The 26,134-nt window shown below is 66.2% G+C and carries 24 protein-coding genes; 10 read left to right on the plus strand and 14 right to left on the minus strand.

The window, feature by feature from the left end; all coding sequences use genetic code 11:
- Window positions 1-89 precede the first annotated feature (89 nt).
- The 3 genes from IRG63_RS01260 to IRG63_RS01270 form a co-directional block, all read right to left on the minus strand.
- Window positions 90-545 carry a hypothetical protein gene (locus IRG63_RS01260; protein ID WP_193508968.1) on the minus strand — a complete coding sequence of 152 codons (456 nt, stop codon included), beginning with the start codon at window positions 543-545 and terminating at the stop codon, window positions 90-92.
- Window positions 546-625: 80 nt separating this feature from the next.
- Window positions 626-925 carry a SemiSWEET family sugar transporter gene (locus IRG63_RS01265; RefSeq protein ID WP_227411687.1) on the minus strand — a complete coding sequence of 100 codons (300 nt, stop codon included), beginning with the start codon at window positions 923-925 and terminating at the stop codon, window positions 626-628.
- Between the two features lie 132 nt (window positions 926-1,057).
- Window positions 1,058-1,531, minus strand: coding sequence for an HIT family protein (locus tag IRG63_RS01270; protein WP_193508969.1), 474 nt, complete (start codon window positions 1,529-1,531; stop codon window positions 1,058-1,060).
- 329 nt (window positions 1,532-1,860) lie between these two features.
- Between IRG63_RS01270 and IRG63_RS01275 the strand changes: the two genes are divergently transcribed.
- Window positions 1,861-4,194 carry an LPXTG cell wall anchor domain-containing protein gene (locus tag IRG63_RS01275; RefSeq protein ID WP_193508970.1) on the plus strand — a complete coding sequence of 778 codons (2,334 nt, stop codon included), beginning with the start codon at window positions 1,861-1,863 and terminating at the stop codon, window positions 4,192-4,194.
- Between the two features lie 825 nt (window positions 4,195-5,019).
- Here the strand turns inward: IRG63_RS01275 and IRG63_RS01280 are convergent.
- A complete protein-coding gene (locus IRG63_RS01280) occupies window positions 5,020-5,754 on the minus strand; it encodes a BTAD domain-containing putative transcriptional regulator (protein WP_168628059.1) in 735 nt (244 codons plus the stop codon).
- Window positions 5,755-6,117: 363 nt separating this feature from the next.
- On the opposite strand from IRG63_RS01280, the gene IRG63_RS01285 reads away from it, so the two are divergent.
- From IRG63_RS01285 to IRG63_RS01305, 5 genes are all read left to right on the plus strand, one after another.
- Window positions 6,118-6,351, plus strand: a complete 234-nt coding sequence (locus IRG63_RS01285; protein WP_193508971.1) for a hypothetical protein — start codon at window positions 6,118-6,120, stop codon at window positions 6,349-6,351.
- A gap of 552 nt (window positions 6,352-6,903) precedes the next feature.
- Window positions 6,904-8,241 carry a glycosyltransferase family 2 protein gene (locus IRG63_RS01290; RefSeq protein WP_227411688.1) on the plus strand — a complete coding sequence of 446 codons (1,338 nt, stop codon included), beginning with the start codon at window positions 6,904-6,906 and terminating at the stop codon, window positions 8,239-8,241.
- On the plus strand, window positions 8,238-8,888 hold the full coding sequence (locus tag IRG63_RS01295) for a YfiR family protein (RefSeq protein WP_168628061.1): 651 nt from the start codon (window positions 8,238-8,240) through the stop codon (window positions 8,886-8,888). Before IRG63_RS01290 ends, IRG63_RS01295 begins: the two co-directional genes overlap by 4 nt.
- A gap of 49 nt (window positions 8,889-8,937) precedes the next feature.
- Window positions 8,938-9,480 (plus strand): hypothetical protein, encoded by a 543-nt coding sequence (locus tag IRG63_RS01300; RefSeq protein WP_193508972.1) that lies wholly within the window; start codon window positions 8,938-8,940, stop codon window positions 9,478-9,480.
- Between the two features lie 103 nt (window positions 9,481-9,583).
- Window positions 9,584-11,332 (plus strand): DUF2334 domain-containing protein, encoded by a 1,749-nt coding sequence (locus tag IRG63_RS01305; protein WP_193508973.1) that lies wholly within the window; start codon window positions 9,584-9,586, stop codon window positions 11,330-11,332.
- A gap of 55 nt (window positions 11,333-11,387) precedes the next feature.
- Here the strand turns inward: IRG63_RS01305 and ychF are convergent, their stop codons facing one another.
- The 3 genes from ychF to IRG63_RS01320 are packed head-to-tail and all read right to left on the minus strand — an operon-like array spanning window position 11,388 to window position 14,050.
- Window positions 11,388-12,461 carry a redox-regulated ATPase YchF gene (gene ychF, locus IRG63_RS01310; protein ID WP_193508974.1) on the minus strand — a complete coding sequence of 358 codons (1,074 nt, stop codon included), beginning with the start codon at window positions 12,459-12,461 and terminating at the stop codon, window positions 11,388-11,390.
- Window positions 12,462-12,488: 27 nt separating this feature from the next.
- Window positions 12,489-13,289, minus strand: a complete 801-nt coding sequence (locus tag IRG63_RS01315) for a hypothetical protein (protein ID WP_193508975.1) — start codon at window positions 13,287-13,289, stop codon at window positions 12,489-12,491.
- Between the two features lie 23 nt (window positions 13,290-13,312).
- Window positions 13,313-14,050 (minus strand): class I SAM-dependent methyltransferase, encoded by a 738-nt coding sequence (locus IRG63_RS01320; RefSeq protein ID WP_370566148.1) that lies wholly within the window; start codon window positions 14,048-14,050, stop codon window positions 13,313-13,315.
- A 100-nt stretch (window positions 14,051-14,150) separates the two neighbouring features.
- On the opposite strand from IRG63_RS01320, the gene IRG63_RS01325 reads away from it, so the two are divergent.
- On the plus strand, window positions 14,151-14,765 hold the full coding sequence (locus IRG63_RS01325; protein WP_193508976.1) for a 3'-5' exonuclease: 615 nt from the start codon (window positions 14,151-14,153) through the stop codon (window positions 14,763-14,765).
- 187 nt (window positions 14,766-14,952) lie between these two features.
- Here IRG63_RS01325 and IRG63_RS01330 read toward each other — a convergent pair whose 3' ends face one another.
- Window positions 14,953-16,443, minus strand: coding sequence for a CoA-acylating methylmalonate-semialdehyde dehydrogenase (locus IRG63_RS01330; protein ID WP_193508977.1), 1,491 nt, complete (start codon window positions 16,441-16,443; stop codon window positions 14,953-14,955).
- A 108-nt stretch (window positions 16,444-16,551) separates the two neighbouring features.
- On the minus strand, window positions 16,552-17,466 hold the full coding sequence (locus tag IRG63_RS01335; protein ID WP_168628072.1) for a LysR family transcriptional regulator: 915 nt from the start codon (window positions 17,464-17,466) through the stop codon (window positions 16,552-16,554).
- A 72-nt stretch (window positions 17,467-17,538) separates the two neighbouring features.
- Here IRG63_RS01335 and IRG63_RS01340 point away from each other — a divergent pair, with 72 nt between their 5' ends.
- The gene (locus IRG63_RS01340; RefSeq protein WP_168628073.1) at window positions 17,539-18,849 is read left to right on the plus strand and encodes a DNA recombination protein RmuC; all 1,311 of its coding nucleotides are present in this window, start codon (window positions 17,539-17,541) and stop codon (window positions 18,847-18,849) included.
- Between the two features lie 237 nt (window positions 18,850-19,086).
- Entirely contained in the window at window positions 19,087-19,581 is a 495-nt protein-coding gene (locus tag IRG63_RS01345; protein WP_193508978.1) for a DUF2087 domain-containing protein, read from the plus strand.
- An 86-nt stretch (window positions 19,582-19,667) separates the two neighbouring features.
- Here the strand turns inward: IRG63_RS01345 and glpX are convergent, their stop codons facing one another.
- A complete protein-coding gene (gene glpX / locus IRG63_RS01350) occupies window positions 19,668-20,606 on the minus strand; it encodes a class II fructose-bisphosphatase (RefSeq protein ID WP_168628164.1) in 939 nt (312 codons plus the stop codon).
- A gap of 221 nt (window positions 20,607-20,827) precedes the next feature.
- Between glpX and fbaA the strand changes: the two genes are divergently transcribed.
- The gene (gene fbaA / locus IRG63_RS01355) at window positions 20,828-21,853 is read left to right on the plus strand and encodes a class II fructose-bisphosphate aldolase (RefSeq protein ID WP_193508979.1); all 1,026 of its coding nucleotides are present in this window, start codon (window positions 20,828-20,830) and stop codon (window positions 21,851-21,853) included.
- Window positions 21,854-21,993: 140 nt separating this feature from the next.
- On the opposite strand, the gene IRG63_RS01360 is transcribed toward fbaA, so the two are convergent.
- Genes IRG63_RS01360 through IRG63_RS01375 form a run of 4 tightly spaced genes read right to left on the minus strand, consistent with a single transcriptional unit; the run spans window position 21,994 to window position 25,943 of the window.
- Window positions 21,994-23,127: a hypothetical protein gene (locus IRG63_RS01360; protein ID WP_168628076.1), complete on the minus strand. Its 1,134-nt coding sequence runs from the start codon at window positions 23,125-23,127 to the stop codon at window positions 21,994-21,996.
- Entirely contained in the window at window positions 23,120-24,331 is a 1,212-nt protein-coding gene (locus tag IRG63_RS01365) for a sensor histidine kinase (protein ID WP_193508980.1), read from the minus strand. Before IRG63_RS01365 ends, IRG63_RS01360 begins: the two co-directional genes overlap by 8 nt.
- A 35-nt stretch (window positions 24,332-24,366) precedes the next feature.
- Window positions 24,367-24,906 (minus strand): DUF6264 family protein, encoded by a 540-nt coding sequence (locus IRG63_RS01370; RefSeq protein WP_193508981.1) that lies wholly within the window; start codon window positions 24,904-24,906, stop codon window positions 24,367-24,369.
- Entirely contained in the window at window positions 24,903-25,943 is a 1,041-nt protein-coding gene (locus tag IRG63_RS01375; protein WP_168628165.1) for a 4-hydroxy-3-methylbut-2-enyl diphosphate reductase, read from the minus strand. Before IRG63_RS01375 ends, IRG63_RS01370 begins: the two co-directional genes overlap by 4 nt.
- Between the last annotated feature and the right edge of the window lie 191 nt (window positions 25,944-26,134).

Consider the following 26,134-nt stretch of genomic DNA (forward strand, 5'->3'; position numbering starts at 1 on the left):
AATGTGTCGATGGATTGTGTCCTTCAACATGGAGACACCGGGCGGCGCCGGTCTGTGACACTCGCCCGCGAAATGTGGGGCGGGCGGCTCTACCGTGGCCGTGACACACCGAAGAGTTCCAGGGAGCCGTTGCACCCGGAGTCTCCGAAAACGCCCTCATCGAAATACGGCGCATAGCTACGCGCGAAGTGAATCGGCTCTCCAAAGCGATACTCCGGACCATCCTCGGCCGCCACCGATCCTGCCGTCACTTCCACGTCCCGGGGGACCACCACCCGATACAGATCGCCCGGTCCCTCCACCACCTCGACGTACAGGCACCCATCATCCCCGACGGTCAGTACACCCTCGTAGCGAACGTCGTCGATGACCGCCTCCGCGCCGCGGTCGCGGACAAAGGAGATTCCGGCACTCGTCTCAGCCACCAACGATGCGGCATCACGTAGCTCCCCACCGCACGACGCAAGCGTCGACGCGACGAGCAGGGAGGTCACTAAAACGGGAACGAGCCGAATGACTCGCCGACCCGGAGATTTGCCTCCCATGGTGATGACCCTACTCCCCCAATGTCGCGCGAAGGCGACGCCTGCGCACCCCCCTTGCCGCTCAAGCTCGACAGGCCTACTCAGCGATGATCTGGTGCCCCCTCGCGGGCGGGCGCGACTCGGCGGCGGTAGATGTACATCGTGATGAGCAGCGCAATCGCCGTCAGCACCGCGGCGACGTTGGCGATGATCAGCGGGAGGGCTCCGTTGACGATGCCGTACGCTAACCAGAGCAGGAACCCGACCAGAAGGATGCACACCCAGGCAGGCGACGTGCCACCGGCATCCCGGTTACGGACGATGACGCGGATCTGGAGGATTGGCGCGAGGGCCATTACAAGACCCCACGACGTAGCGACTACATCAAGCGTTTCGGACAAGATGACCCCATGACTTCAGAACAGTGGATGGTGGACGCGAGCGCCCTCACCTATCTGAAGTCGCGACGGCTCATGTCATCCCCGTAGAGAGGGAGAGAACGGTTGAGCCGGGTCACGGTTCGAGGCTATCAGTCACCGACGGAAGCCCTTATTGCCTGTCAGCGACGGGATGGCGTTCTTTATCGCTTGCGCATCGCTGTCGAGGAGCGACCTCTCCCGCTCCTCCCCCGACTCGGGATTGACGTTCCAGCCGTCTCCTGCGTAACGGGGGATGATGTGAAGGTGGAAGTGGAAGACCGTCTGAAAGGCGGCTTCGCCGTCACAGAGGAAGATGTTGATCCCCTCGCAGCGCAGGCTAGAGCGTCGCAAGGCTCGCGCCATGTCATGACCGACTGACCAGACGTGAGCACTAGTGGCTTCATCGAGATCTTCTAAGCCGATCGCGTGTCTGCGTGGCACGACGAGAAGATGGCCAGGCGTGACGGGGTACCGGTCCATGAAGACCACAATGGTCTCGTCCTCATACACCACACTTGCCTCGCCCTGTCGGGCGACGATGGCGCAGAAGGTGCACACCGGCGCCGCTGATGCCGCGTTCTGTGTCATACGCGCAATAGTTCCGGTACATCCAGACGGGCGCAACTCAGTTGCTCCCGGAGCCTAACCTCGGCCGACGGCTCGTTGGCAGGAGCGGACCACCAACCCTTATCCAGATGGCCGATAGAAACGCCGCGTTGCACGCTGAAGCGGCCCTGACTACTACACGTTGAAGCGGAACTCGACCACGTCGCCGTCCGTCGGGACGCCAGAACTGGGGCCATGCGGTTGGGCTGGGCGGTTCGTGAGTTGAACTACCCTTATCCGAAGAGCCAATATACCGCAGATGGCACCGGGCCACGTGTGGTGTCTGACAGAGCCCAACATCAAGGACACAGATGCACCCGAGCACACGCCGTGAGCGGCGATCCACCCTCGCGCGCCTCCTGAAGCAGGCGGCAGTTGCCGCCCTTGCCGGCGCGCTGATGTTCGCTGGTGTCGCTCCTGCCGCGGCCGCACCCGCCGACGACCTGGCTGCCCTGATCGCCCACGCTGAGACGCTCGTTAACGGTGACTACACAGAACAGACCAGAAGGAACCTCGAGCACTCGATCTTCGGCGCGGAGACCGTGCTCGAGTACTACCCCACCGATGACGCAGCGGTCCTGGACGCGTACACCCAGCTCGACCACTTCGTCGGTGCTCTCGTCGACCTTTCACAGCTTCGGTCGGCATACGCGTCAGCTACGAAGTACGGCCACCCCGCTCACAGCTGGGGTGTCCATGAAAGCGCTCTCGTGCAGGCGCGGGACACCCTTGACCGGCTTGCCAACCCACGCAACCACGCAGACCAGTCGCAGATCGACCAGTACACCATCGAGTTGAATGCGTCGCAGGCCGCGCTGGTGGACTTGTCAGCTCTCCGCGCCGTGTACGACGCTGCCTGGAGGAGCGGTGACTACACCGCGGCCAGTTGGGCTGCGTTTGAGTCACAGTTTTACCTGACGGCCGATTTCCTCACCGATGCGACGACCTCCGGCATCGGCGTTCTGCAGGCGACCGTGGACGCTTACAAGGATGCCCTCGTCGCAGCGCAGGACGCTCTCGTGGACCTGTCCGCGCTCAGGGCAGTTCACGCCGCTGCATCCGTGACGGGTGACTTTACTGATGTCAGCTGGTCGATGTTGTCTGCCGCGCTCGAGGACACGGAACTGCTCCTCTCAGACGCTGCGAACCCAAGCTTCGATGTTTGGCAAGCTGACGTGGACAGCCTCATCGCCAGCCTGCAGATTTACCGCCACGGCCTTGTTGACCTGTCCGGGTTGCGCAGTGTCACCAACAACGCGATGTTCCACACCCGGTCGAACTACCTCACACACGGGTGGGTTCGGTTCGAGGCTGCTCGCGACGCGGCGGTTGCCCTCCTTGACCTCCCCAACGCGACTGCGGCTGCGGTCGCCACTGCCACGCAGAACCTCATTGACACTGAGGCTGCGCTCGAGCACAGCGGATGGCTTCACGAGGTTCTCCAGACCGTGGCTTGGAAGGACGAAGCCGACTACGGGGAGGCGACCTGGGCGCGGTTTGCGGCAACGGTCGCTGTGCTCGAAGCGTTCGCGGTCCGCGACCTCGCCGGTGAGTTCATCGCCGGGGATGAGGTGTTCGACGCGTTGAACGACTTCTACGCCGCAGAAGCCGGCCTGCTGGAGATGGCACCGCTGCTGGCTGCTGCCACTGACTTCGCGTCGCTGACACCGGCACATTACGCGCCGGTGACGTTCGGTGAGCTCGCTGCGATCGAAGCGGAGATCGACCGGATGATCACCGACTCCACCGACCCTGCGAAGGTGGACACCAACGGTGACGGCAACTGGGTCCCGAGGTACTGGGCGAAACGCGCTGAGATCGTCGACATCCGTACCCTCACTGCGGTGCTGATCCGCGTTGACGGGTTGGACAAGTCGCGGTACAGCGCCCACAGTGCTGCTGCGCTCGACGATCACCGCAACGCGGTAGTTGACCTTCTGGTGAACCACAGCCTCACCGAAGGGGACGTCGCCGGTTTCATCGCCAGCTTGCAGGGGTACGAATCCAGCCTTGTGAGCATCGGCGCACTGATCGACGCAGTCGCCGCGGCGAAGGCACTTGATGAGGGTGATTACACGGCCACCCAGTGGGCTGCCGTGACCGCCGGTGTCACCGCGGCGGAGGCGCTCCTCGCAAGGGCGGCGAACCCGGTCGAAGCTGTCACCTCGACTGAGGTGTCGTCCGCGAACTCGACTCTCGTTGCTGCGGTCGCCGCCAACGGTGCACCGAAGCCGGGCACCCCAGCGTCGGTGAACGTCACTGCCGCTTCCGGTGGGGTGTTGAAGAACGGCTCCACCGTGCGGCACGGCTCGTCAGTGAACATCGCACTGTCAGGTCTCCTGCCGGGAAGCACCGTCACGGTGCACCTGCACTCCAACCCGATCCTGCTGGGAACCTTCACTGCCGCCCTCGACGGCACGGTGAACGGCACGGTCACCATCCCCGGTAACGCACCGGCTGGAAACCACAACCTGGTGCTTTCGTTCACAAATGCGGACGGCACACCGGGCACTCACAGCATCGCGGTGGTCATCCCGTTGCCGAAGACCGGTTCGGACAGTCCGGCGCCTGCCCTGCTGATTGGTGGGCTGCTGCTCGCTGTCGGCGGTGGGCTGTTGGTCCTCCGCCGCAGGGTCGCAATCTAGTCACCACCCATCCTGCTGCCCAAGGAGCCCGCAACCACGCATTCGAATTGCAAACCGTCATGCACGTGAGAAAAGAAACTCGACCACGTCGCCGTCCTCGCCGCCTTTCCGGGCATATCGGCTCGTCAAGAGCAGAGCAGGAGTGAGATGAACTGGGCGATGTCACCCGCCACTATGGTGATGTTCGTTACCGATACCCTCCCATTCATCAACTGACGGGAATCTCATGGCTAACCCGGAAACAAAGAATGAGCCGAAGCCAGCGACCCTGCTGCCTCTTGTCGTTATGGGCGTGACCGTCGTCGCGGGAGTGGCGGGCTGGGCAGTAACCGGCCGTATTTCTGCGGCATTGCCCGTCGGTGCGCTGGTTCTATTCGTCGGCTGCGCCGTGGTCTGGTTGGGACGTAGACGCTAACAAGAAACAACTTCCCTGGGAGCCGCAGCCAGCATCGGTTGACTTGTCGACCGTGCTGTCGAAGTCGTTTATGCCCTGGCCGCCGTCACGCCCTGATGCCAGCTGGCACTAGCGACTTGCCGAAGCGGCTCCGCTCGGCAGGTCACACTTTTCCGTGACGGAACTCCACCACGTTCCGTAGTAGCTGACTAACCCCTGCTGCCCTGGTTACTTGTCGACCGCTTCCTCGCTGTCGGCCTTGAGTCGACCGGCCGTGTGGGAAGGATAAGGCTGCTGGGACGTTGTGCCCGCGGCCGTGTTGATGAAGCTACGGGCACAACTGTTCATGAGCAGCTTAGGCTTGGGCATGTCTACTGATGATGAGAAGGCTCCAGCGTGCCTTTTTGTGGTCGGTGGACTTTACGTTCTGTTCAATTGATACCTGCAGCAACTCTCGCGAGGTGCTCTGATGGTTCTATTCCCAACTCGACGGCCAAGTTGGTCCTGAAAGCCTGGAATGTGCGTAAAGCACGGGCACGGTTTCCCGCCTTCAGCTCCGCGTTGATGAGCAGCGCGACGGCGCTTTCATGCAGCGGCTCCAGCTCGAGGGCGCTCTCGGCCGCTTCGACAGCTTTGTGAACGTCGCCCTCGTCGATCCAGCGGCGGGCCAGCATAAGGAATGCGCGCAGACGTACGTTCCGCAGCCGCTGCTGCTCCACAAACACCCAGTCGTCGTACCAGCCCGGCAGCAAATCTCCGCAGTGCAGGCACGAGAGGCAAGCATCGTCCGATAACTCCGAGCCAAATTCGCCAAGACGCTTGACCTTACTGACCACATCGTGCAGGTCAATAGTGACGCGGTCTGACAAAGACAGCACTTGGCCGTCGTTTACCAAAAGCCCCGGAACCTGGCTGGATGTCAAGTAGACGGATGTTCGCAGACTTTCCATTGCACGTGCTTCGGGTCTGTCCGGCCACAAAAGTCCGCTGTAATAACGACGGGGCCGGGGGCCATAGATGGCCAAGGCAGCTATCAACCGTTGCTGCCGTGACGCGACGCGGATTTCTGTCCCGTCCCGCCACAGCTGGAAGCACTGAAGAAGATTTAACTTGAACTGTCCGTCATTGTCCTGCGCCATACCGTTTCCCAACAAGGGCTGAATCACGTCCACGGGGTAAAAAGAAGTTCGCGTGAGTCCACATACCCTGCGGCTCCCCCTCAAGGGACGCCGGCGATGGTGAGCACTGCTTAGCTCATCAGCGCACTCGTTCTGCCGCCGTTGGCAGGCAAGCGTCGCTTCTAGTCCGTCTCTTCTACTTGTTTGAGACAAAGTACCGCATCAGCCAGCCAATGGAAATGGAGACGGCGGACATTTACGAAACTATGGAAAGGCTTGCGAAAGGTGTTATATCGGTGTCGCGCAGGAGCCTGCTTCTTCAGGTTCCATGATAAGACTTGATGTTGGAATTAACCGACACGGTGACTGTCAAGCAGCTGCCTTGTATCGACGACTAGCAGGAGCAAATCTTTGACAGACGAATCAGCTTCGGAAGCGTCAGACGGCGGCATAGTTTCCAGTAACCTGGGCACTCTGGTGATCAACGTGTGGCGTGAAGCCGAGCACGCGAAGCCGCTCCGGGCCCGCTTTTCCTCCCGGACTGAGGATGACTCCGAGGCGACAACGAGCTATGCCGCTGACCTGGACACCGTCCTTGCGCATGTGACCGATTGGTACCAAGGACTGGCCGAGGCGCAGGAGTAGTAACACGTAGCCCTGAGCTTTCCCTGCAGACTGCCCTGCCTGTTTAGAACGAACGCTCCAGCCGGCGATCACGCCTCAGTCACGCCTCAGTCACGCCTCAGTCACGCGTGTGTCACGGCTCCGGAACTAACCTCCACAATCCCAAGCCGTTTGTGATTTGGAGGCAGACCGTGTTCCTTTTTCTTCTTTGCCGAGGGCCATCCGGGGCAGTCAGGCTCGCCATCCCCGCTCGAGAAGCAGTGGCGGAGCACCTCACATGCCGTACTTTGTCATGCCCATGAGCGTGTTCATGTGGGCGGAGGCCGCACAGTCGGCGCTCCACCTGGGGGGACGATTCCTGCTCATGGTCTCGATGACGTTGTTCCTGTCCTACGTGCTCTTCATGATCGGGGCCGTCGTGGTGTCAGGCTTTCTGAGCACGGCTCGCTCCGACCGCCGGCGCCTCGCGCACAACAGGCCGGCCGCGTCGGGCGCTCCGCGGCCGCGACGCCGATGTGGCAGGTCGACTCCAAGGCCGACCACCGTGGAGCACGGGCGTAGGGAACAAAGACCATGATGATCCTGTACGGTCAGCGCATCGACTTCGTCCTGATCCTGGCCGTGAGCCTGGTGCTCCTGTCGGTTCTGTACGGTGTGCTGATGCTCGTGCTGTCCCGGTTCGAACCGGCGTACGCGCGACGTCGAGCGGTGACCTTCCCAGGAACCGCGGCCGAGAAAGCCGTCATCTTCGTGGTGCCCTGTCTCAACGAGGAGCGGGTCCTCGCCGCAAGTCTCGATCGGCTCGTGGAGATGGACCACCCGCGGATGCAGGTCCTGGTGATCGATGACGGTTCGGACGACGGCACAGCGGCCATCGTGCGAGCCCACCCCGATCCCCGGGTCAGCCTGCTGCAACGACGGCTGCCGAGCGCCCGGCAGGGCAAGGGCGAAGCGCTGAACGCGGCGATCCGGCACATCCGCTCCGGGGCGCTCGGCGCTTACACCGACGCCTCGGACGTCGTCGTCTGCGTCGTGGACGCCGACGGGATGATGGAGCCGCAGGCCCTGGACGAGGTGATGCCGCTCTTCGCCGATCCCCGGCTGGGCGCCGTCCAGATCGGCGTCCGGATCAACAACCGCCACCAGAACCTGCTGGCCCGGATGCAGGACATCGAATTCGTGCTCTACACAGAGATCTTCCAACGCGGCCGCCGGCACCTGGGGAGCGTGGGGCTAGGTGGCAACGGGCAGTTCGTGCGGCTCTCGGCCCTCATCAGCCTCGGCCCCGCCCCCTGGTCCAGGAGCCTATCCGAGGACCTCGACCTCGGCGTGCGACTGCTGATCAGGGGGTGGAACATGGAATTCTGCTCCACCTCGGCCGTGCACCAGCAGGGTCTCGTGGACGCCCGGCGCTGGGTCAAACAACGGACCAGGTGGTTCCAGGGGCACCTGCAGTCCTGGACGCTGGTCCCCTGGGTGCTGCGGGACCTGACCGGCGCGCGCCGCGTAGACCTGCTCTACCACCTGACCAGCCCTTACCTCCTCCTGCTCGCCTCCTTCCTCAGCGCCGCCTTCCTGCTGTGGATCGTCAGCATCGGCATCGGCGTCGTCACGGGGTCCGTGGACTTCTCGTGGTGGTGGGTCTCGGCCTACGCCTTGGCGTTCGGACCCGCGCTGATGTTCGGGGCCGTCTACTGGCACCACGAACGCGGTCACGGCTTCGGGCCGCTGAGCGCCCTCGTGGTCCTACACGTCTACGTCGGCTACGTCGTCCTCTGGTACGTCGCCGGGTGGAAAGCTGCCTTCCGCTCCCTCGCGGGCCGAAACTCCTGGGCGAAGACGGACCGGACCACGGACGACCAGGACTCGGCCGCGCAGAAGCTGGACCACCCGTTGAGGGCACCGGCATGAGGACAGCACTGTTCCTCGGGGCCACGATCCTGCTCGTGGGTTCCATCGCCGCCGCCGTCGGGCTGGGCCAGCGCCACACCGGCCCCTGGTCGGACGGGCAGGTCATCGGACGGTGGACCGTGATGTACACCGGGTACGGTGAGGCCTCGGGCCACGACGACGAGGTCGTGCTCCATCCCCGGTCGGCCGTCTCCGCGGACATCAGCCACGGCGGTCTCGTGCACACCACCCGCTCCTACACCGACCCCACCTTCGAGGTGACGGTGCACACCGAGGCCCAAGTGCGGGACGGCCCGCCCAACGTCTGGGAGGTGGGCTGGGTGCTGTGGAACCTCCGCGACGACGAGCACTTCTACGCCGTGGCGCTCAAGCCCAACGGGTGGGAGATCTCCAAGCAGGATCCCGCCTACCCCGGCAACCAGCGGTTCATCGCCACCGGCTCCGAACCGCAGTTCCCCATCGGCGAGGACTATCGCGTGCGCGTGGAGCACGACTGGCCCCGCATGACGGTGAGCGTCGACGGGCGGGAGCTCGCGACCATCACCGACGACGAACGACCGTACCGCGGCGGAACCATCGGCCTGTACACCGAGGACGCGAGAGTCCGCTTCACCGACCTGGACATCCTCGACGCCGCCCCCGACTGACCAAGGCCTTCGGGCTCCCACCGGACACCAATCGCACGAAGAGCAACCTATGTCTCACTCATCCTCCAGGACGCCCATCTCCGTCATGGCGATCTACGGCACACGGCCCGAGGCCATCAAGATGGCACCTCTCGTGATCGCGCTGCGCGACGATCCGCGCTTCGAGGTCCGCGTGGTCGTCACGGGCCAGCACCGCGAGATGCTGGACCAGGTCAACCAGTCCTTCGGCATCGTCCCGGACCGGGACAACATCACTCCCGGCTCGATCGTGGTGACGGGCAACTCGGTCATCGATGCCCTGTTCATCACCGTCGCCTCCCGGCCGAGGATCGAGAACCCCGCGCGACTGGCGGCCGGACGTCCCGTGGTGCTCGTGACGGCACACCGCCGCGAGTCGTGGGGAGAAATCGTCGACGCGGTGTCCACCCTCATCGAGGACGAACGGACCTACCAGCGCATGGCGAGGGCGCTCAATCCATACGGCGACGGTCACGCCGCCGAGCGGACGGTCCGGGCCCTGGCCCGCCACTACGGACACGACGACACCGTGCAGGAGTTCCATGACTGGGCAGCAGCCGTCCCCGTCGCCTGAGAACCGCCGCACGCGGGCTTCACACCGGTCCACGAAGCCGTCGTCACCCACACCCCGAGGAAGAGCCATGGAGAAGCAGTACCAGTTGTCGAGGAGAGGACGCATGGGGTGGGTGACCGCCCTGATTTCCTTGCCCTTGGTCGCCGCCGGCGCCGTATTCGGCCTCACCGACGACAGCCTCGTCAACGGGGAGAACTCACCGCTGGCTCAGCGCTACACGACGGTGACGAAATCCGGAGCCGACGTGTCGGAGGGGAAGACCGCCACGTTCTCACCGCGCTTCGGCCGACCGGGCGGGGCGCGCACGCTGGTGCTCTACGACGGCACCGGTACCGCTCCGGAGGACGCGGAGCTCTACGGCATTGCCGCCGGGAACCTGGCCACGCACTTCGGCGAGGCCGAGGTCGCGGTCGTGGGCGACTACACCGCGGACACGATGGAGGACTTCGACGCCGTCGTCTACCTCGGAACGGACTACTCAGCCTCCCCGCCGGAGGCCTTCCTCACCGACGTCCGAGAGGGCACCGTGCCCGTGCTCTGGGTGGAGCAGAACATCGACGACCTCGTCGGCTACGAGCCGGACTCCACCGAGGATTTCGTGTCCCGGTACGGCTGGGACCCCACCGCCCCTCTGGAGGTGACCACCGAGCAGGTGGAAGCCGTCTCCTACGAGGACCGCTCCGTGCACCGTAACAAACTGAACTCCGACACCGTCTACAGTCCGCGCGTCGTGGACCCGGGCAAGGCCCAGGTCCTCGCGACTGTCGTATGCGGTGACCCGCAGCACCCTGTTCCGTGTGACGTCTCCGGCGAACCATCGACGACGGCACCGGCCTGGGCCGTCCGCTCAGGCCACCTCACCTACCTGGCCGAGGTGCCCCTCAACTACATCGACCAGAACGACCTCTATCTGATCTTCTCGGATCTGTACTACGACCTGCTCGCGCCGGGGACGGAACCGGTGCGGCAAGCTGCTTTGCGCTTGGAGGATGTAGGCCCCGAAGCCGATCCCAACGATCTGCGGAAGGTCGCCGACTACTTGCACGATGCAGGGGTGCCCTTCCAGGTAGCAGTCATGCCCGTGCACGTGGCCCGCACCCCGGACAAGGACGGATGGTACGGGCTCAGCCTGCTCGATACCCCGCAAGTGGTCGACGCACTGAAGTACATGCAGGCCCGGGGCGGAACCCTCATCCAGCACGGCACCAGCCACCAGTACGGCACCCTCGACAATCCGTACAGCGGCCGAACGGGCGAGGACTACGAGTTCTACCAGTACGGCTGCACGGACACCGCCCGGCCGCCCCACGAGTTCAGGGAGTGCGAGGCCGAGTCCTACATCACCAAGATCGGCCCGGTCGCGGAGGACAGTGTCGAGCAGCACGTCGCCCGGATCGAGCACGGCCGGCAGGTGATGATCGACGCCGGCCTGGGCGCACCGACGATCTTCGAGACTCCCCACTACGCGGCGTCCGTCAACGCCTATGCCGCGATCGCTGAGGTGTACGACGCACGATACGAACAGTCCGACTACTACGCCGGCATGATCTCGGGTGAGGAGATCACCCCGGCGTCCTACTACAGCCAGCACTTCCCGTACACCGTCCACGACATCTACGGCACCACGGTGTACCCGGAGAACCTCGGCAACATCACCGAGACGGAGCAGAACAACCACGCCATCCGGGATCCGGAGTCCATCATTCAACGGGCCGAGGCGCACCTGGTCGTCAGAGAGTCCACGGCCAGCTTCTTCTTCCATCCCTACCTGAGCCTGGACTCGCTCGAGCAGACGGTCACCGGCATCAAGGACCTCGGCTACACGTTCGTCCCGGTCGGCGACCTGAGATGAGGAACGGGCGGCCGGGGTACTCGTTGAGCTGTTTCCGATGAAAAGGATCGTGCTGCTAAACGTTGAAGCGGAACTCCACCACGTCGCCGTCCTGCATGATGTAGTCCTTGCCCTCCATACGGGCCTTGCCCTTCGCGCGCGCCTCGGCGACCGAGCCGGTCTCGACCAGGTCGTCGAACGAGATCACCTCGGCCTTGATGAAGCCCTTCTCGAAGTCTGTGTGGATCACGCCGGCCGCCTGCGGCGCCTTCCAGCCCTTGCCGATCGTCCAGGCGCGAGCCTCCTTCGGCCCGGCGGTCAGGTAGGTCTGCAGCCCGAGAGTGTCGAAGCCGATGCGCGCAAGCTGGTCCAGCCCGCTCTCGCTCTGTCCGGTGCTCTCCAGGAGCTCCTTGGCATCATCCGCATCCAGGTCGATGAGCTCGCTCTCGAGCTTCGCATCCAGGAACACGGCCTTCACCGGCGCGACCAGGTCGGCGAGTTCCTTCTTCTTGCCTTCGTCCATCAGCACGTCCTCGTCGACGTTGAAGACGAAGATGAACGGCTTGGCGGTGAGCAGGCCGAGTTCGCGGATCGGCTCGATGTCGAGCCCGGATGCCGACAGCAACGTCCCCACGTTGAGCACCTCGGCCGCCTTCTGCGCGGTCTCCAGCACGACCGGCTCGACCTTCTTGCCGCGCACATCCTTCTCGTACCGCGCGATCGCCTTCTCGAGGGTCTGCAGGTCGGCGAGGATCAGCTCGGTGTTGATCGTCTCCATGTCGCTGGCCGGGTCGACCTCGCCGTCGACGTGAACGACATCCGAATCGCTGAATCCGCGGATGACCTGCGCGATCGCATCCGCCTCCCGGATGTTCGCAAGGAACTTGTTGCCGAGCCCCTCCCCCTCGCTGGCGCCCTTCACGATGCCGGCGATGTCGACGAAGGAGACCGGGGCCGGCAGGATGCGCTCGGAGCCGAAGATTCCGGCGAGCGTGTCCAGACGCGGGTCGGGCAGGTTGACCACGCCGATGTTCGGCTCGATCGTCGCGAACGGGTAGTTCGCGGCGAGCACCGTGTTCTTCGTCAGTGCATTGAACAGGGTTGACTTGCCGACGTTCGGGAGACCGACGATCGCGATAGTGAGAGCCACGGGGGTCAATCGTACCGGTGCGGCGGGTCAGGGCTTTGCGAACGGGTCCTCAATGAACAGGTGGTCGCCCAGCAGGAACCATCCCGGGCGACTGATGTCCGGCGGAAAACCTGCCGGCGAGAACTCGAAGTTCGGTTCGCCCTGGCCGCCCTCGTAGCCGAGGATCCCGCCCCCGCACATCGACGAGATTTCCTGGCCGTCCACGTAGGCCAGGATCACGCAGAATTGCGCAGCCGAATGCGACGAGCGCGCGGCGAAGAAGCGGTATCCCATGAACTCGCCAAGCATGCGCGTCGATTCGGGCACCACATGGTCCAGTGAAGGTGAGTCGTCGGCGAGAAGATCCCAAACCCCCTGCTCCCTATCGAAGATCGCGGGCTGCGGCATTCCCAGGCGGTACTTCGGTCTGCTCACCTGGAAGTGGGGGTTCAGCTGCAACCAGCCCAGGCCGTTCGAAGCTGCCTGCGGCTCCACTGTGAACACGAAACCAGGACCCTGCTGCATCTCGGCGGCGACGGAGTCGCTCCCGCATGTGAACATCATCACCGCCCCGCCTATGTCGGTGACGGCGACGCAGTACGGCCTCTCCACAGACATGGCCGCCAGCACCACGTAATAGCGATAGCCTTCGACCTCCCCCATCAGGCGCGAGGTCCCCTGAAGCAGGCGCATCCCGGTGGCGAGCTCACCCGGCAGGCGGTCACCCGGCTGCTGTGGACTGCTGAAGAGGTCGAACACCGGCGGGCGTTCCATTGGCGCCACGCAGCCGGTCACCAGCAGCGCACCCACCGCAATGGTGACCGTCGCCAGCAGCCTGCGAGCGCGCATCCGGACCCCCCTCGACCCCGACGCTACAGGCGAACGGCTCGGTAAGCGTGCGTCACATACGGCAGGTCGATGGTGCCGCCGTCGGCCAGCTCGGGCAGGGCGTCGGTCAGTTCGCGCAGCTCGCGGTCGATGCGCTCTTGGTTTGCGGCGTCCGCCCCGATGTAGAAGCTGCGCGAGCGGGCTAGATCCAGGATGCCGTCGGCCGAGAACGGCTTGGCCCAGTGGAACGTCTTCTCCTCGAGCACGCCGAACGGTTCGTGCACGATGGTCTCGCCGTTCGTGATCATGCGCTCCGCGACGCTCACGTGGCAGATCTCGCCGAACCGCCGGACCCATTCGACGCTCTCGTCGCGCACGTTCCAGATGAGTCCGAGCCGACCGCCGGGTCGCACCACTCTGCCCACCTCCGTCGAGGCGGCCACCGGTTCCACCCAGTGCCACGCCTGCGCGAACAGGGCCGTGTCGACGCTCGCATCCGGCAACGGCAGTCGCTCGGCCGAGCCGACGAAGGTGGGGACCCCGGGCACCGCGTCGTGCAGGCTGCGCAGCATCTCGGCATCCGGGTCCACCGCGACCACCTCGCGACCGTCTGCCACCAGCTGGCGGGTGAGCTTGCCGGTGCCGGCGCCGATGTCGGCGACACGCTTCGGCGAGTCATCGAGCAGCCAGGCGACCGCCTCCTCCGGGTAACCCGGGCGGGCGCGCTCGTAGCTGCCGGATGCCCGGCCGAAGGATTGGGACAACGGTTGCTGTTTCGTCACGACACCATCGTTGCGTATCGGGGCGCCGTTCCGCCGCCGATCCGCAGGTGAGCGGGGCGTCGCTTCATGTGGCGTCCGAGGCCCGTGAGACGATGCGCCCATGGCACTGAACTTCACCGCAATCGACTTCGAAACCGCTAACGGGAGCCCGGCATCCGCCTGTTCGGTCGGTTTGGTGAAGGTGCGCGACGGCAAGGTGGTCGACAAGACCGGCTGGTTCATCAAGCCTCCGCTGGGTGTCGACCACTTCAACGAGTGGAACGTGCGCATCCACGGCATCACGCCGACGGATGTCGCGGACGCGCTGCTGTGGGAGCTGCAACTCCCCGACCTGATTGCCTTCGCCGACGGAGATCCATTGGTCGCCCACAACGCCGGCTTCGACATGGGCGTCATCAAGTCGGCGTGTGCGGCGAGCCTGATCGCCTGCCCCGACTTCGAGTACCTGTGCAGCTTGCAGGTGGCGCGCCGTACCTACAACCTTGACTCGTACCGACTGCCGGTCGCGGCGATGGCTGCCGGATTCGAGGACTTCGACCACCACAACGCGCTCGCCGACGCAGAAGCGTGCGCGGCCATCGTGGTGCACGCGGCGAAGCGGCACGACGCGCTCGACGTCGCGCAGCTCGCGCAGATCGCCGGGGTGCGGATGGGCGCGATCGGCGTCGGCGCCCTCACCGCGGCCGCCGAGCGGCAGAGCATGGCGCTTAGTTAGGTCGGAATAACCCTTGTTGTGCAGGACTTTTGGTCTTCAGGAGACCGTTTTCTAGGCATCCGGGGCCGTTCCGGGGACTATGTCCTGCACAACAAGGAATGTCCTGCATAACAGGCCACCAACCGAGCGAGACACCACAACTGAGACAGGGCCCCCGAAATCGAGGGCCCTGTCGTCAGAGGTAGTCCTAGTTGTGCTCGGGGAACCCGAGATTGATGCCGCCGTGCGAGGGGTCGAGCCAGCGGCGGGTCACGGCCTTCTCCTGGGTGAAGAAGCGCACCCCATCCGGGCCGTATGCCTTGGTGTCGCCGAAGAACGACGCCTTCCAGCCGCCGAACGAGTGGTACGCGACCGGGACCGGGATCGGCACGTTGATGCCGACCATGCCCACCGTCACCTCGCGCTGGAAGCGCCGCGCGGCACCACCGTCGTTGGTGAAGATCGCGGTGCCGTTGCCGTACGGGCTCGAGTTGATGAGCTCGACACCCTCCTCGAAGCTGCCGACACGCAGCACCGACAGCACCGGGCCGAAGATCTCGTCCTGGTAGATCTTCGATGTCGCCGGCACCTTGTCGATAAGCGTCGGACCGAGCCAGAACCCGTCCGGCTCGCCGTCGACCTCGGGGTCGCGGCCATCGACGACCAGCTCGGCGCCGTCACCGTTCACCGAGTCGATGTAGCTCTTGACCTTGTCCCGGTGCTCGCGCGTGATGAGCGGGCCCATGTCGGTGCCGCGCATCCCGTCGCCGGTCCTCAGCCCCTTCATCCGCTCGCCGATCTTTGCGATGAGCTCGTCCGCGATGGTGTCCACCGCGATCAGCGCGCTGATCGCCATGCAGCGCTCGCCCGCCGAGCCGAAGCCCGCGTTGACGGCGGCGTCCGCGGCCAGGTCGAGGTCGGCATCCGGAAGCACCAGCATGTGGTTCTTCGCGCCGCCGAGCGCCTGCACGCGCTTGCCGTGCTTGGCCGCGGTCTCGTAGATGTACTTCGCGATCGGAGTGGAGCCGACGAACGAGATCGCCTTGACGTCCGGATGCTCGAGGATCGCATCCACCGCGACCTTGTCGCCATGCACGACGTTGAGCACACCCTCAGGCAGACCGGCCTCGGTGAAGAGACGGGCGAGCCAGTCGGATGCGCTCGGGTCCTTCTCGCTCGGCTTCAGCACCACGGTGTTGCCCGCCGCGATGGCGAGCGGGAAGTACCACAGCGGCACCATCGCCGGGAAGTTGAACGGGCTGATGATGCCCACAACGCCGAGCGGTTCGCGCGTCGTGTAGACATCGACGCCGGTGGAGACGTTCTCGCTGTACTCGCCCTTGAGGAGATGAGGGATGCCGACCGCGAACTCGACGACCTCGAGGCCGCGCGAGATCTCGCCGTGCGCATCCGAGAGCACCTTGCCGTGCTCGGAGGTCAGGATCTGCGCGAGCTCGTCGCGGCGGGCGTTGAGCAGCTCGCGGTAGTTGAAGAGGATCGCCTGGCGCTTCGCGAGCGAGGTCTCTGCCCACGCCGGGAAGGCGGCCTGAGCGGAGGCGACGGCATCGCTGACATCGCCAGCGGTGGCCATCCGCACCTCCTTGGACTTGGTGCCGAGCGCCGGGTTGAACACCGGCGCGGTGCGGGTGGATTCGCCCTCGAACGGGCGACCGGAAACCCAGTGGTTGAGGATGGTCATCACTAACCGTGCTTTCTCGTCATTGAAGTGCCTTGCACCCAGTCTGCTCGGCCGCGAGTCTGCATTCAAGGAGAGAAGGCGCACTGTGCGTGTGCGTTTGTGCACGCCTCAGCGCACGGGCGGCACCAACTCGTGGCTGCGCTCCCGCACTTCGCGGTGCAACGCCTCACGCACGATCGCGACTGGCTCGAGCATGAGGTTGTCGCGGCGGCCGGCCAGTGAGTACTGCAGCCGGATGTCGACCTCACGCGGCAGCACAGGCACCAGCGCCGCATCCGGTTCGGCCATGAACGCGTGCAGCAGGCCGATCCCGGCGCCGCGACGGGTCGCCTCGAGCTGGGCGAACACGTTCGTCGACCCGAATCCGACGTGGCCGCCGAGCACCGGCACGAGGTCGAGGTCGCGCACCGTCAGCAGCGCGTCGACGTAGTAGACAAGCGGATGCGCGTGCAGGTCGGCGAGCGAGCGGATCGGCGGATGCGCGTCCAGGTAGGACTGCGACGCATAGAGGCGCAGCGCGTACTCGGCGAGCGGCTCGAGCGGCAGGTGCACGCTGGAGGCGCCGCCGATGGTGACCGCCAGATCGAAGCCCGAGCTGCGCAGGCTGAGCGGACGGGTCGAGGTGACGAGCTCGATCGTGATGCCCGGATGCTCATCCCGCACCCTCGTCAGGGCGGGTGCCGCGATCGCCGCACCGAACGCATCCGGAGCGACCACGCGCACCGTGCCAAGCGCCCGGCCGGCGCCGCCCGACGCGGCGGCCAGCACCTGCTCGACGATCTGCTCGATGCCTGCCGCGCGGGACGTGATCTCGCGGCCGATGGCGGTGAGCTCCCATCCGTCGGCGCCGCGGTCGAGCAAGCGAGTGCCGAGGGACTGCTCGAGGCGGCTGATGCGCCGCCGCACCGTGGTGTGGTCGACGCCGAGGAGCGAGCCGGCCGTCACCAGCCGGCCGGTGCGCGCGACGGCCAGCAGGAACCGGATGTCATCGACGCTCACCTCGCTGGGTGTGCCACGGGTCATGAGCCAACTTTAGGACGCCGCACGCCGACGGATGTGACCGCCGATGTCCGAGGCCGCTGAGACACTGGGTCCATGGACCCGATCATCGCTCTTCTCCTCGGACTCGTCGTCGGACTCGCAATCGGCACGGTCGTCGGCGCACTGGTGGTGCGCTCGCGCTCGGCCGGCACTGCCAACGGTGCCGACCCGGCGGTGCTCCAGGCGCAGCACCAGGCGGCGCTGGCCGAGCTCCGCGCGCAGGAGCTGGCCGCGCAGGCCGCCCTCGGCAGCGAGCTGGCGTCGGTGCAGGCGACCGCGGATGCGTTGCGCGAGCAGGTGGTGTCCCTCCAGACCCAGCAGCGGGAGCTGGCCGAGCGGCAGCGTGCCGAGCAGCAGGCGCAGGCGGAGCGCGAGCGCGCCGAGAGCAAGGTGCTGCAGCTGCTGACCCCGGTGCAGGAGACCCTGCGCACCATGCAGCACAAGGTCACCGAGCTCGAGACTCAGCGGGAGCGCCAGCACGGCGAGCTGTCGCAGCAGCTGAAGTCGGCGACCGAGTCGGAGGAGCGACTGCGCAGCACCGCCGAGGCGCTCGCATCCGCGCTCAAGAGCAACAGCACGCGCGGCGTGTGGGGCGAGACGCAGCTGCGGAACGTCGTGCAGGCGGCCGGGCTGATCGAGCGGGTCGACTTCGACGTGCAGTCGCAGGTGAGTTCGGATGCCGGGGTCGGCCGCCCCGACATGGTCGTGCACCTGCCCGGAGGCAAGAACATCGCAGTTGACGCGAAGGTGCCGTTCAACGCCTACCTGGAGGCGAGCCAGATCCCGGTGACCGCGACCGGCGACGAGGGCGCCAAGCGGGAGGCGCTGCTCGGTCAGCACGTCAAGGCGATGCGGTCGCACATCGACGCGCTGGCCAGCAAGGCGTACTACGCGGGGCTGGATGCGTCGCCCGAGCTGGTGATCGCGTTCATCCCGAGCGAGTCGCTGGTGTCGAGCGCGATGGAAGCCGACCCGGCGATCATGGACTACGCGTTCGGCAAGCGCGTCGCCCTCGCGTCGCCGGTGACGCTGTGGTCGGTGCTGAAGACGGTGGCGTTCAGTTGGCAGCAGAACGTGCTGACCGAGGATGCCAAGCTGCTGTTCGACCTCAGCCGCGAACTGTACGGACGCCTGTCCCGGCTGTCCGACCACATCGAGAAGCTGGGGCGTTCGATCGAGCGCAGCGTCAAGGACTACAACGCGTTCGTCGGCTCGATGGAGCGCCAGGTGCTGCCGAGCGCTCGCAAGCTCAGCGCGCTGGACGAGTCGCGAGTGCTCGGCACCCTCACCGGCATCGAGGAAGCGCCGCGCGAGCTGACCGCGTTCGAGCTGACCGCGGTGGGCGCTGCCGACGCGGCGGACTGACCGCGGCCGGCGAACGCCGCGCGAATGTGCGAGAGCGCGTGCAATATCCGGTGCTCTCGCACAATCGGGCCGCGCTCACACCCCGCCAACCCCGGATGCACCATACGCGCCCGTTCCGGACATCCGCGGTCCTTCCGCTCCCCCGCGCCCGTTCCGGACATTCGGGCCAGGTGCGCCCGGCGCGGGTGTCCGCACGAGGCGCGCTTGGGCGGATGGTGCCCGCCTACGATCGAAGGCATGTCGAATCAGTGGAGGCGTGTAGCTGCCGCCCTCGCGAATCCGGATGCCAGGCGCGTCTACGCGGAACTGGTCGCCGCGGAAACGGCAGCGCCAAGTGTCGCCAAGCGCGACAGGGCCATCCGAACACTGGCGACAGCCGGACTGATCGAGCCCGACGCATCCGGAACCCCACGCACCAACCCGACAGTCTTCGCCGACCTGCTTGCCGAAGCCGCCCAACCGCGTAAGGCAGGGGTCGACCGGTTCGTCGTCGACGGGCGGATCGCCCAGTACCCGGCACGTCCCACGGAGCGCCTGGAGGTGCTGCGCTGGGCGGTTGGAACGGCAGTGGCACCGGATGAGGTGCTCACCGAATCCGAGGTCAACGAACGGCTTGCGGAGCTGACGGACGACTTCGCAACCCTGAGGCGCTACCTCGTGGATGCCCGGCTGCTCGAGCGCACGCCATCCGGAACGTCCTACGCGCGGACCGCAACGACCGACCACGCCTGAGTCGCGCGCGGGTCGAATTCGACGAGCGCGCGGAAGGTGCACCCGCGCGAGGGTCTCGTGGCAGGCGCATCCGCAGCGCTAGCGGCCTACTCGTCCAACCACTTCGAGACCAGGTGATCCGCCGAAACCCGACGGATGGTGCCCGACTTCGAGCGCAGGATGATGCTCTCGGTGTGGATGATCGGCCCCTTGCGCTGCACGCCCGCGACCAGCTCACCGTTGGTGACGCCTGTCGCGACGAAGAAGGTGTTGTTGCCCTTGACCATGTCGTCCAGGCTGAGCTTCGCGTCGACATCCAGTCCGGCCGCGATCGCGCGCTGCCGCTCAGCGTCGTCGCCCGGCGCGAGGCGCCCCTGCATGAAACCACCAAGCGCCTTGATCGCGCACGCGGTCGTGATGCCCTCGGGGCTGCCGCCGATGCCGACGCACAGGTCGATGCGGGACCCGTAGCGTGCCGCGTTGATGCCACCGGCCACATCGCCGTCCAACATGAGCCGGGTGCCGGCGCCGGCAGCACGAATCTCATCGATCAGCCCGATATGGCGGGGCCGGTCCAGCACGGCGACGATAATGTCGCTCGGCTCCTTGCCCTTGGCTTTCGCCAGCTCCCGGATGTTGTCCCCGATCGACTGGTCGATGTCGATGACACCGTGCCCTTCCGGCCCGGTGACGATCTTGTCCATGTAGAACACGGATGACGCATCCAGCATCGTCCCGCGCTCGGAGACCGCGAGCACCGACAGCGCGTTCTGTCGCCCCGCCGCGGTGAGCGACGTCCCGTCGATCGGGTCGACCGCGATGTCGCACGCCGGGCCCTCGCCGTTGCCGACGAGCTCGCCGTTGAACAGCATCGGCGCCTTGTCCTTCTCGCCCTCGCCGATCACGATCAGACCGTCGAACTCGACCGTGCCGAGGAACTTGCGCATCGCATCCACCGCGGCACCGTCCGCCGCGAGCTTGTCTCCCTTGCCGATGTACGGCCAGGCGCGGATCGACGCCGCTTCTGTCGCGCGCACCAACTCCATGGCGAGGTTGCGGTCGGGCTGTTTGATCTTGTCGGCTGTATCTGCGCTCACACGGCAACCCTATTGACAGATTGCGGGTTCCTCACGGGCAGAGCGCCCGAAAGAACTCAGTAACTTTCGCCGAGAGGCAAGTTGAGCGCGCTTTACAGCATGCGCCCAGTGCTCTCACCATGACCACTCAATAGACTCGGGGCACGACCGTCTGCGTAGAAGGAGATGCAATGCCCGTCGCCACACCGGATCAGTACGCCGAAATGCTCGACAAGGCCAAGTCCAACGGATTCGCCTACCCGGCATTCAATGTCTCGTCATCCCAGACCGTCAACGCGGTGCTCCAGGGCCTCGCCGAAGCCGGTTCCGACGGCATCATCCAGGTCTCGACCGGTGGCGCCGACTACTTCGCCGGCCAGAGCGTCAAGGCCCGCGCATCCGGCGCTCTCGCGTTCGCCGCATTCGCCACCGAGGCCGCCAAGAACTATCCGATCAAGATCGCGCTGCACACCGACCACTGCCCGAAGGACGCCCTTGACGGGTTCGTGATGCCGCTGATCCAGGCATCCGAGGAGCAGGTACGCGCCGGCGGCAACCCGATCTTCCAGTCGCACATGTGGGACGGCTCCGCAGTGCCGCTCGAGGAGAACGTGCAGATCGCGAGGGACCTGCTGCCCCGGATGAAGAACATCAACTCGATCCTCGAGGTCGAGATCGGTGTGGTCGGCGGCGAGGAGGACGGCGTCAGCCATGAGATCAACGAGAAGCTCTACACGACGCTCGAGGATGCCGAGGTCATGGTCGAGGCACTCGGTCTCGGCGAGAACGGGCGGTACATGGCGGCGCTGACCTTCGGCAACGTGCACGGCGTGTACAAGCCGGGGAACGTCAAGCTGCGCCCGGAAATCCTCGGTGAGATCCAGCAGGGTATTGCCAAGAAGTACGGCAACGGCACCAATCCACTCGATCTGGTGTTCCACGGCGGTTCCGGCTCGAGCGACGAGGAGATCGCAACCGCGGTGCGCAACGGCGTCATCAAGATGAACATCGACACCGACACCCAGTACGCGTTCACTAGCTCGATCGCCGACTACATGCTGAAGAACTACGACAGCGTGTTCAAGATCGACGGCGAGGTGGGCAGCAAGAAGATCTACGACCCGCGCGCGTGGGGGAAGGTCGCCGAGTCGGCGATGGCGCGGCGTGTGGTGGAGTCGACCCAGCACCTCGGTTCAGCGGGCCAGTCGATCGGCTGAGCCGGTCGCTCGCGGGCCGGGCACTGTCGGCCGGACGCGCTGCTCGGGCTAACCGCGCCGCCGTTTGTTGACCGCGCGCGGGCTTAATCCGGCGCGCGGTCAACAAACCGGCGCGGCGTTCAACTAGGAGCGGCACGGCGTCAGTCGTCGGGGGACACCCGGAACCGCAACCGGATGCGTTCGCCTCCCTGCCAGCTGAGGTCGTGCACCGCGGTCTTCAGGGTCAGGTAGTGCGGTGCGAGCAGGGTCACGCGTCGCCCCTCCGGCAGGTGCACGTCGATGCTCATCGCGACAGCGACGCTGCCGTCCACTTCGTCCCGCAGCTCGATCATGAGCTGCGGGCGGTCAAGGCTCGGGTCGTCCAGCACCGCGCGCACCAGCCCGTGCAGCGCAGCGCGCTGGTACGGCGTCATCAGGTCGGCCAGGTTTTCCGGGTCGACGACGGTCATCCGGCGCCCGCGCGCGATCGAGTCAAGCCAACTGCGGTTGGACCGCTCCACCAGCTCCTCGCGCAGCGCCCGCGCCAGCACGGCCGCCTCGGCCCGGTCCGCTTCCGTTGCCTGCCCGCTCGCCGCGACGCGCTCGAGCACAGGGGCAACGCGCATCCGGATGCCGGTCAGCTCCGAGCGCAGCAGGCGCAACCGCACGGACTCGCCGAGCAGCTGACTCGAGATCGGCGACCGCGAGCGCCGCCCCGCCCAGCGCAGCACCCGCAGCACGCACTGCTGCTGGAAGACCACCCCGCCCACGGTGGCGATCAGCGGCGGCGCCGCCGCGATGACCAGTCGGGACGCGGGCGGCCAGACGCCGTCCTGGTCGGAGTACACGAGCGCGCCGGCCGCGGCGGTCACGAGGGTCGTGGTACCGCCGATCCACAGCATCCGGTAGGCCGACGTATAGGGAGTCAGCGACGCGAGCGCGAACGCGGCGATGAGGCTGGTCCACCAGTGCTCGATCCGGATCTCGGCATCGACGTAGCCGAACGCGGAGAGGAACAGCCCCGCCCATGCGAACGCGAGCGGCACCAGGGTCCGGCGCGGCGTGAACGCCCCCCGCTGCGGTCGGGTCATCACGAACACGAGCGAGCACGCGGCCACGCAACTGCCGAGCGCGAGGAGCTGCAGCCACGCGCGCGGGGTGGACTCCAGCTCGGAGACAATCGTCACCAGCCCGTACCCGCAGGCGAGAGCGGCGAACACGAGCGGGACGACCGGTCCGGTGAACCAGCTCAGCGGGTCCACCTCGTGCGGCGACCGGCGCCACTCCTCACGCATCCGGCACCCGCTCCTCCGCCAGCGGAACCGCGATCATCACCGACGTGCCGCTGCCCGGGCTGGACCAGAGCCGTACCTGCCCGCCGGCAGCCTCGATCCGGCCGATGATCGAGCCGCGGATGCCGAGCCGGTCGGCAGGAATCGCGTGGGGGTCGAAGCCCGCACCGTCATCCGTCACCATCACGGTCAGCCGGCCGTCGTTCGCCTCGAGGTAGACCTGCGCTTCGGTCACCCCGGCGTGCTTGAGCACATTGTCGAGGCACGCGGTGAGCGCCCCAACGGTGGCCTCGAGGGCATCATTGGTCAGCGGCACGTGCACCGCGTCGCCGCCGGTCACATCCACAGTCAGCCCGCGCCACTGCAGCTCCCGGATGACGGCGAGCAGCTCGTCGCGCAACCCGTCGCTCGGGTGCTCGTCGGTCGGTTCGCTGGCGATGCTGGCCTCCGCGAGCGCCTCCAGGTCGCTCCGGATGCGATCGGCAGCGCGCGGGTCGAGCCTCCCGTGCGATGCGGCAATCGCGTTCAGGTCGTTCAGCACGGTGTCATGAACGAGGGCGGCGGCCTTCTCCTCGAGCTGCCGCTGCCCGGCGAGCCGAGCGGTCTCCGCCTCCAGTTCTTCGAGATTCGGCACCCGGCCCGGTTGCGATTCTCGGATGCGGTCCAGCGCCACGATGATGATGAGGTACAGGATCCAGGTGAGCAGCGGGCCGTTGCCGAAGGCGATCGGCGTACCGGCGGTGAGCGCGGCCGCGACGGTGGAGAGCGCGCCGAGCGCGAAGCCGGCCGAGCACCACCTGATGCCGGAGATCAGCCGAGGCCCGATCGGGCCGACCAGCACCAGCGCGCACGACAACCGATTCAGCAAGTAGGCGCCATCGGTCGCCAGCTCCGGCTCTGCGGTCAGCAGGGACACCTGATAGACGAAATTAGCGACGGTGCCGATGCCGAGGAACAGCGAACCGGCAGCGCGATTCGGGCGTAGGACGAGCAGGAACAGGGTTGCGGCGGTCGCGGCGAGAGTCAGCACGGGCACTATCGCGCCGGTGGGGTCCGATCCGGCCACCGCGAGGTCGAGCGCGATGAGGGCGGCCACGAGCAGGTAGACCGCGGCAATCGCCCAACCCGCGCGCACAATCGAGCGTGCGCTGACGGTGGCAGCGAAATCACGTGGTGGCACCGCTACCCGCACGCGTCCAGCTTGCACGAGCACATGCTACTAGCGGGCAGTGCGCGGGACGGCTAGCCCGGTACGGCGGCCGACGTGATGTAGTCGATGAACGCCGGATCGCCGAGGAGCAGCACCGAGATGACGATGGAGACCGCCACGATCCCCACCACCGCACCGACAAGCGGAACCCACCAGGACTGCTTGCCCCGCATAAGCAGCCTCACCGCGAAATAGGCGGTCGCTGCCCAGATGAGGCCGTGCAGCACCAGCGCAACGACGCCGAGCACCGCGGTCAGCTCGGTCGGCTTGTAGTCGCCGATGCTCTGCTGCGTGTACAGAGTCTGCACGGTGTCGCCGAGCGCGAGATAGCCGGGCGCCGACTGGAACACGCTGATCACGCCGACCGCGAGCAGCATGACAGTGAAGAAGCGGTTGGCCAGCCCTGCCCCAGTGGCCTCCGGCAGCACGGGGCGGGTCATCGGCAACTTCGCCTCGTGCACCTCCTGAGCGGCGGGCTCCGGCATCCGGCCCCCGGATGCGCGAATGGCGGCCTGCTGCTCAGCCGGGGTCGCGTACTCCCCGAACTCGGGACGCTGCCTGTCGGTGCTCATTTCTGCCAGTCGAGACGGCGCGTGCGCCCGCCGAGGGCGCGCTCGTCCTGCTTGCCGTTCAGGTCCTTGCGGAGTTCCTTGGGCAGGGAGAACATCAGGTCCTCCTCTGCGGTGACGACCTCGGCGACGTCGTTGTAGCCCGCGTCGGACAGCTGGTCGAGCACCTCGCGCACGAGGACTTCCGGAACGGATGCGCCAGAGCTGACCCCGATGGTGCGCGCGCCGTCCAGCCAGTCCTGCTGGATCTCATCCGCGTAGTCGACGCGGTACGCGGCCTTGGCGCCGTACTCGAGCGCGACTTCGACGAGCCGCACCGAGTTCGACGAGTTGGAGGAACCGACGACGATGACGACATCCGATTCCGCCGCGACCTTCTTGATCGCCACCTGGCGGTTCTGGGTCGCGTAGCAGATGTCGTCGCTGGGCGGGTCCTGCAGGTTGGGGAAGCGCTCCCGCAGCCGGCGCACCGTCTCCATCGTCTCGTCCACGCTCAGGGTCGTCTGCGAAAGCCAGACGACGTGGTCAGGGTTGTCAACTTCGACGGTGTCGACATCTTCCGGTCCGTTGACGAGGATGGTGCGCTCGGGCGCGTGACCCATGGTGCCCTCGACCTCCTCGTGGCCGGCGTGTCCGATGAGGAGGATCTGGTAGTCGTCGCGCGCGAAGCGCACCGCCTCACGGTGCACCTTGGTGACGAGCGGGCAGGTCGCGTCGATCGCCTGCAGGTTGCGCTCCTGCGCTCCGGCTACCACGGCCGGGGAGACCCCGTGCGCGGAGAACACCACGTGCGAGCCCTCGGGGACCTGGTCCACCTCGTCGACGAAGATCGCCCCTTGCCGCTCGAGCGTGGAGACGACGTGGACGTTGTGGACGATCTGCTTGCGGACGTACACCGGAGCGCCGTAGTGCTCCAGCGCCTTCTCTACGGCAACGACGGCACGATCAACCCCGGCGCAGTAGCCGCGCGGGGCGGCGAGCAGCACCTTTTTGGGTCCGTCGACCGCGACATTGGCCAGTCGGCCACGTTGGATCGGCATCCGCGGGGTCTGAAGAGTGACCGCGCCGTTCGTGATTGTCACGCCTCCAGTCTAGATCGAGGGGGTTGGCGGGTCGCTGGGTGCCGGATCCGGGTGGCGGGTGCTCGTCGGGACCTGGTGCACCGTTTCGGACTTCCGCGCCCAGGTGACCGTGCCGCGCCTGTTCCGGACAACCGCGCCCGGTGCGCCGG

This window comes from Cryobacterium sp. BB736, from assembly GCF_014980265.1.
In the GTDB taxonomy this organism is placed as follows: Bacteria; Actinomycetota; Actinomycetes; order Actinomycetales; family Microbacteriaceae; genus Terrimesophilobacter.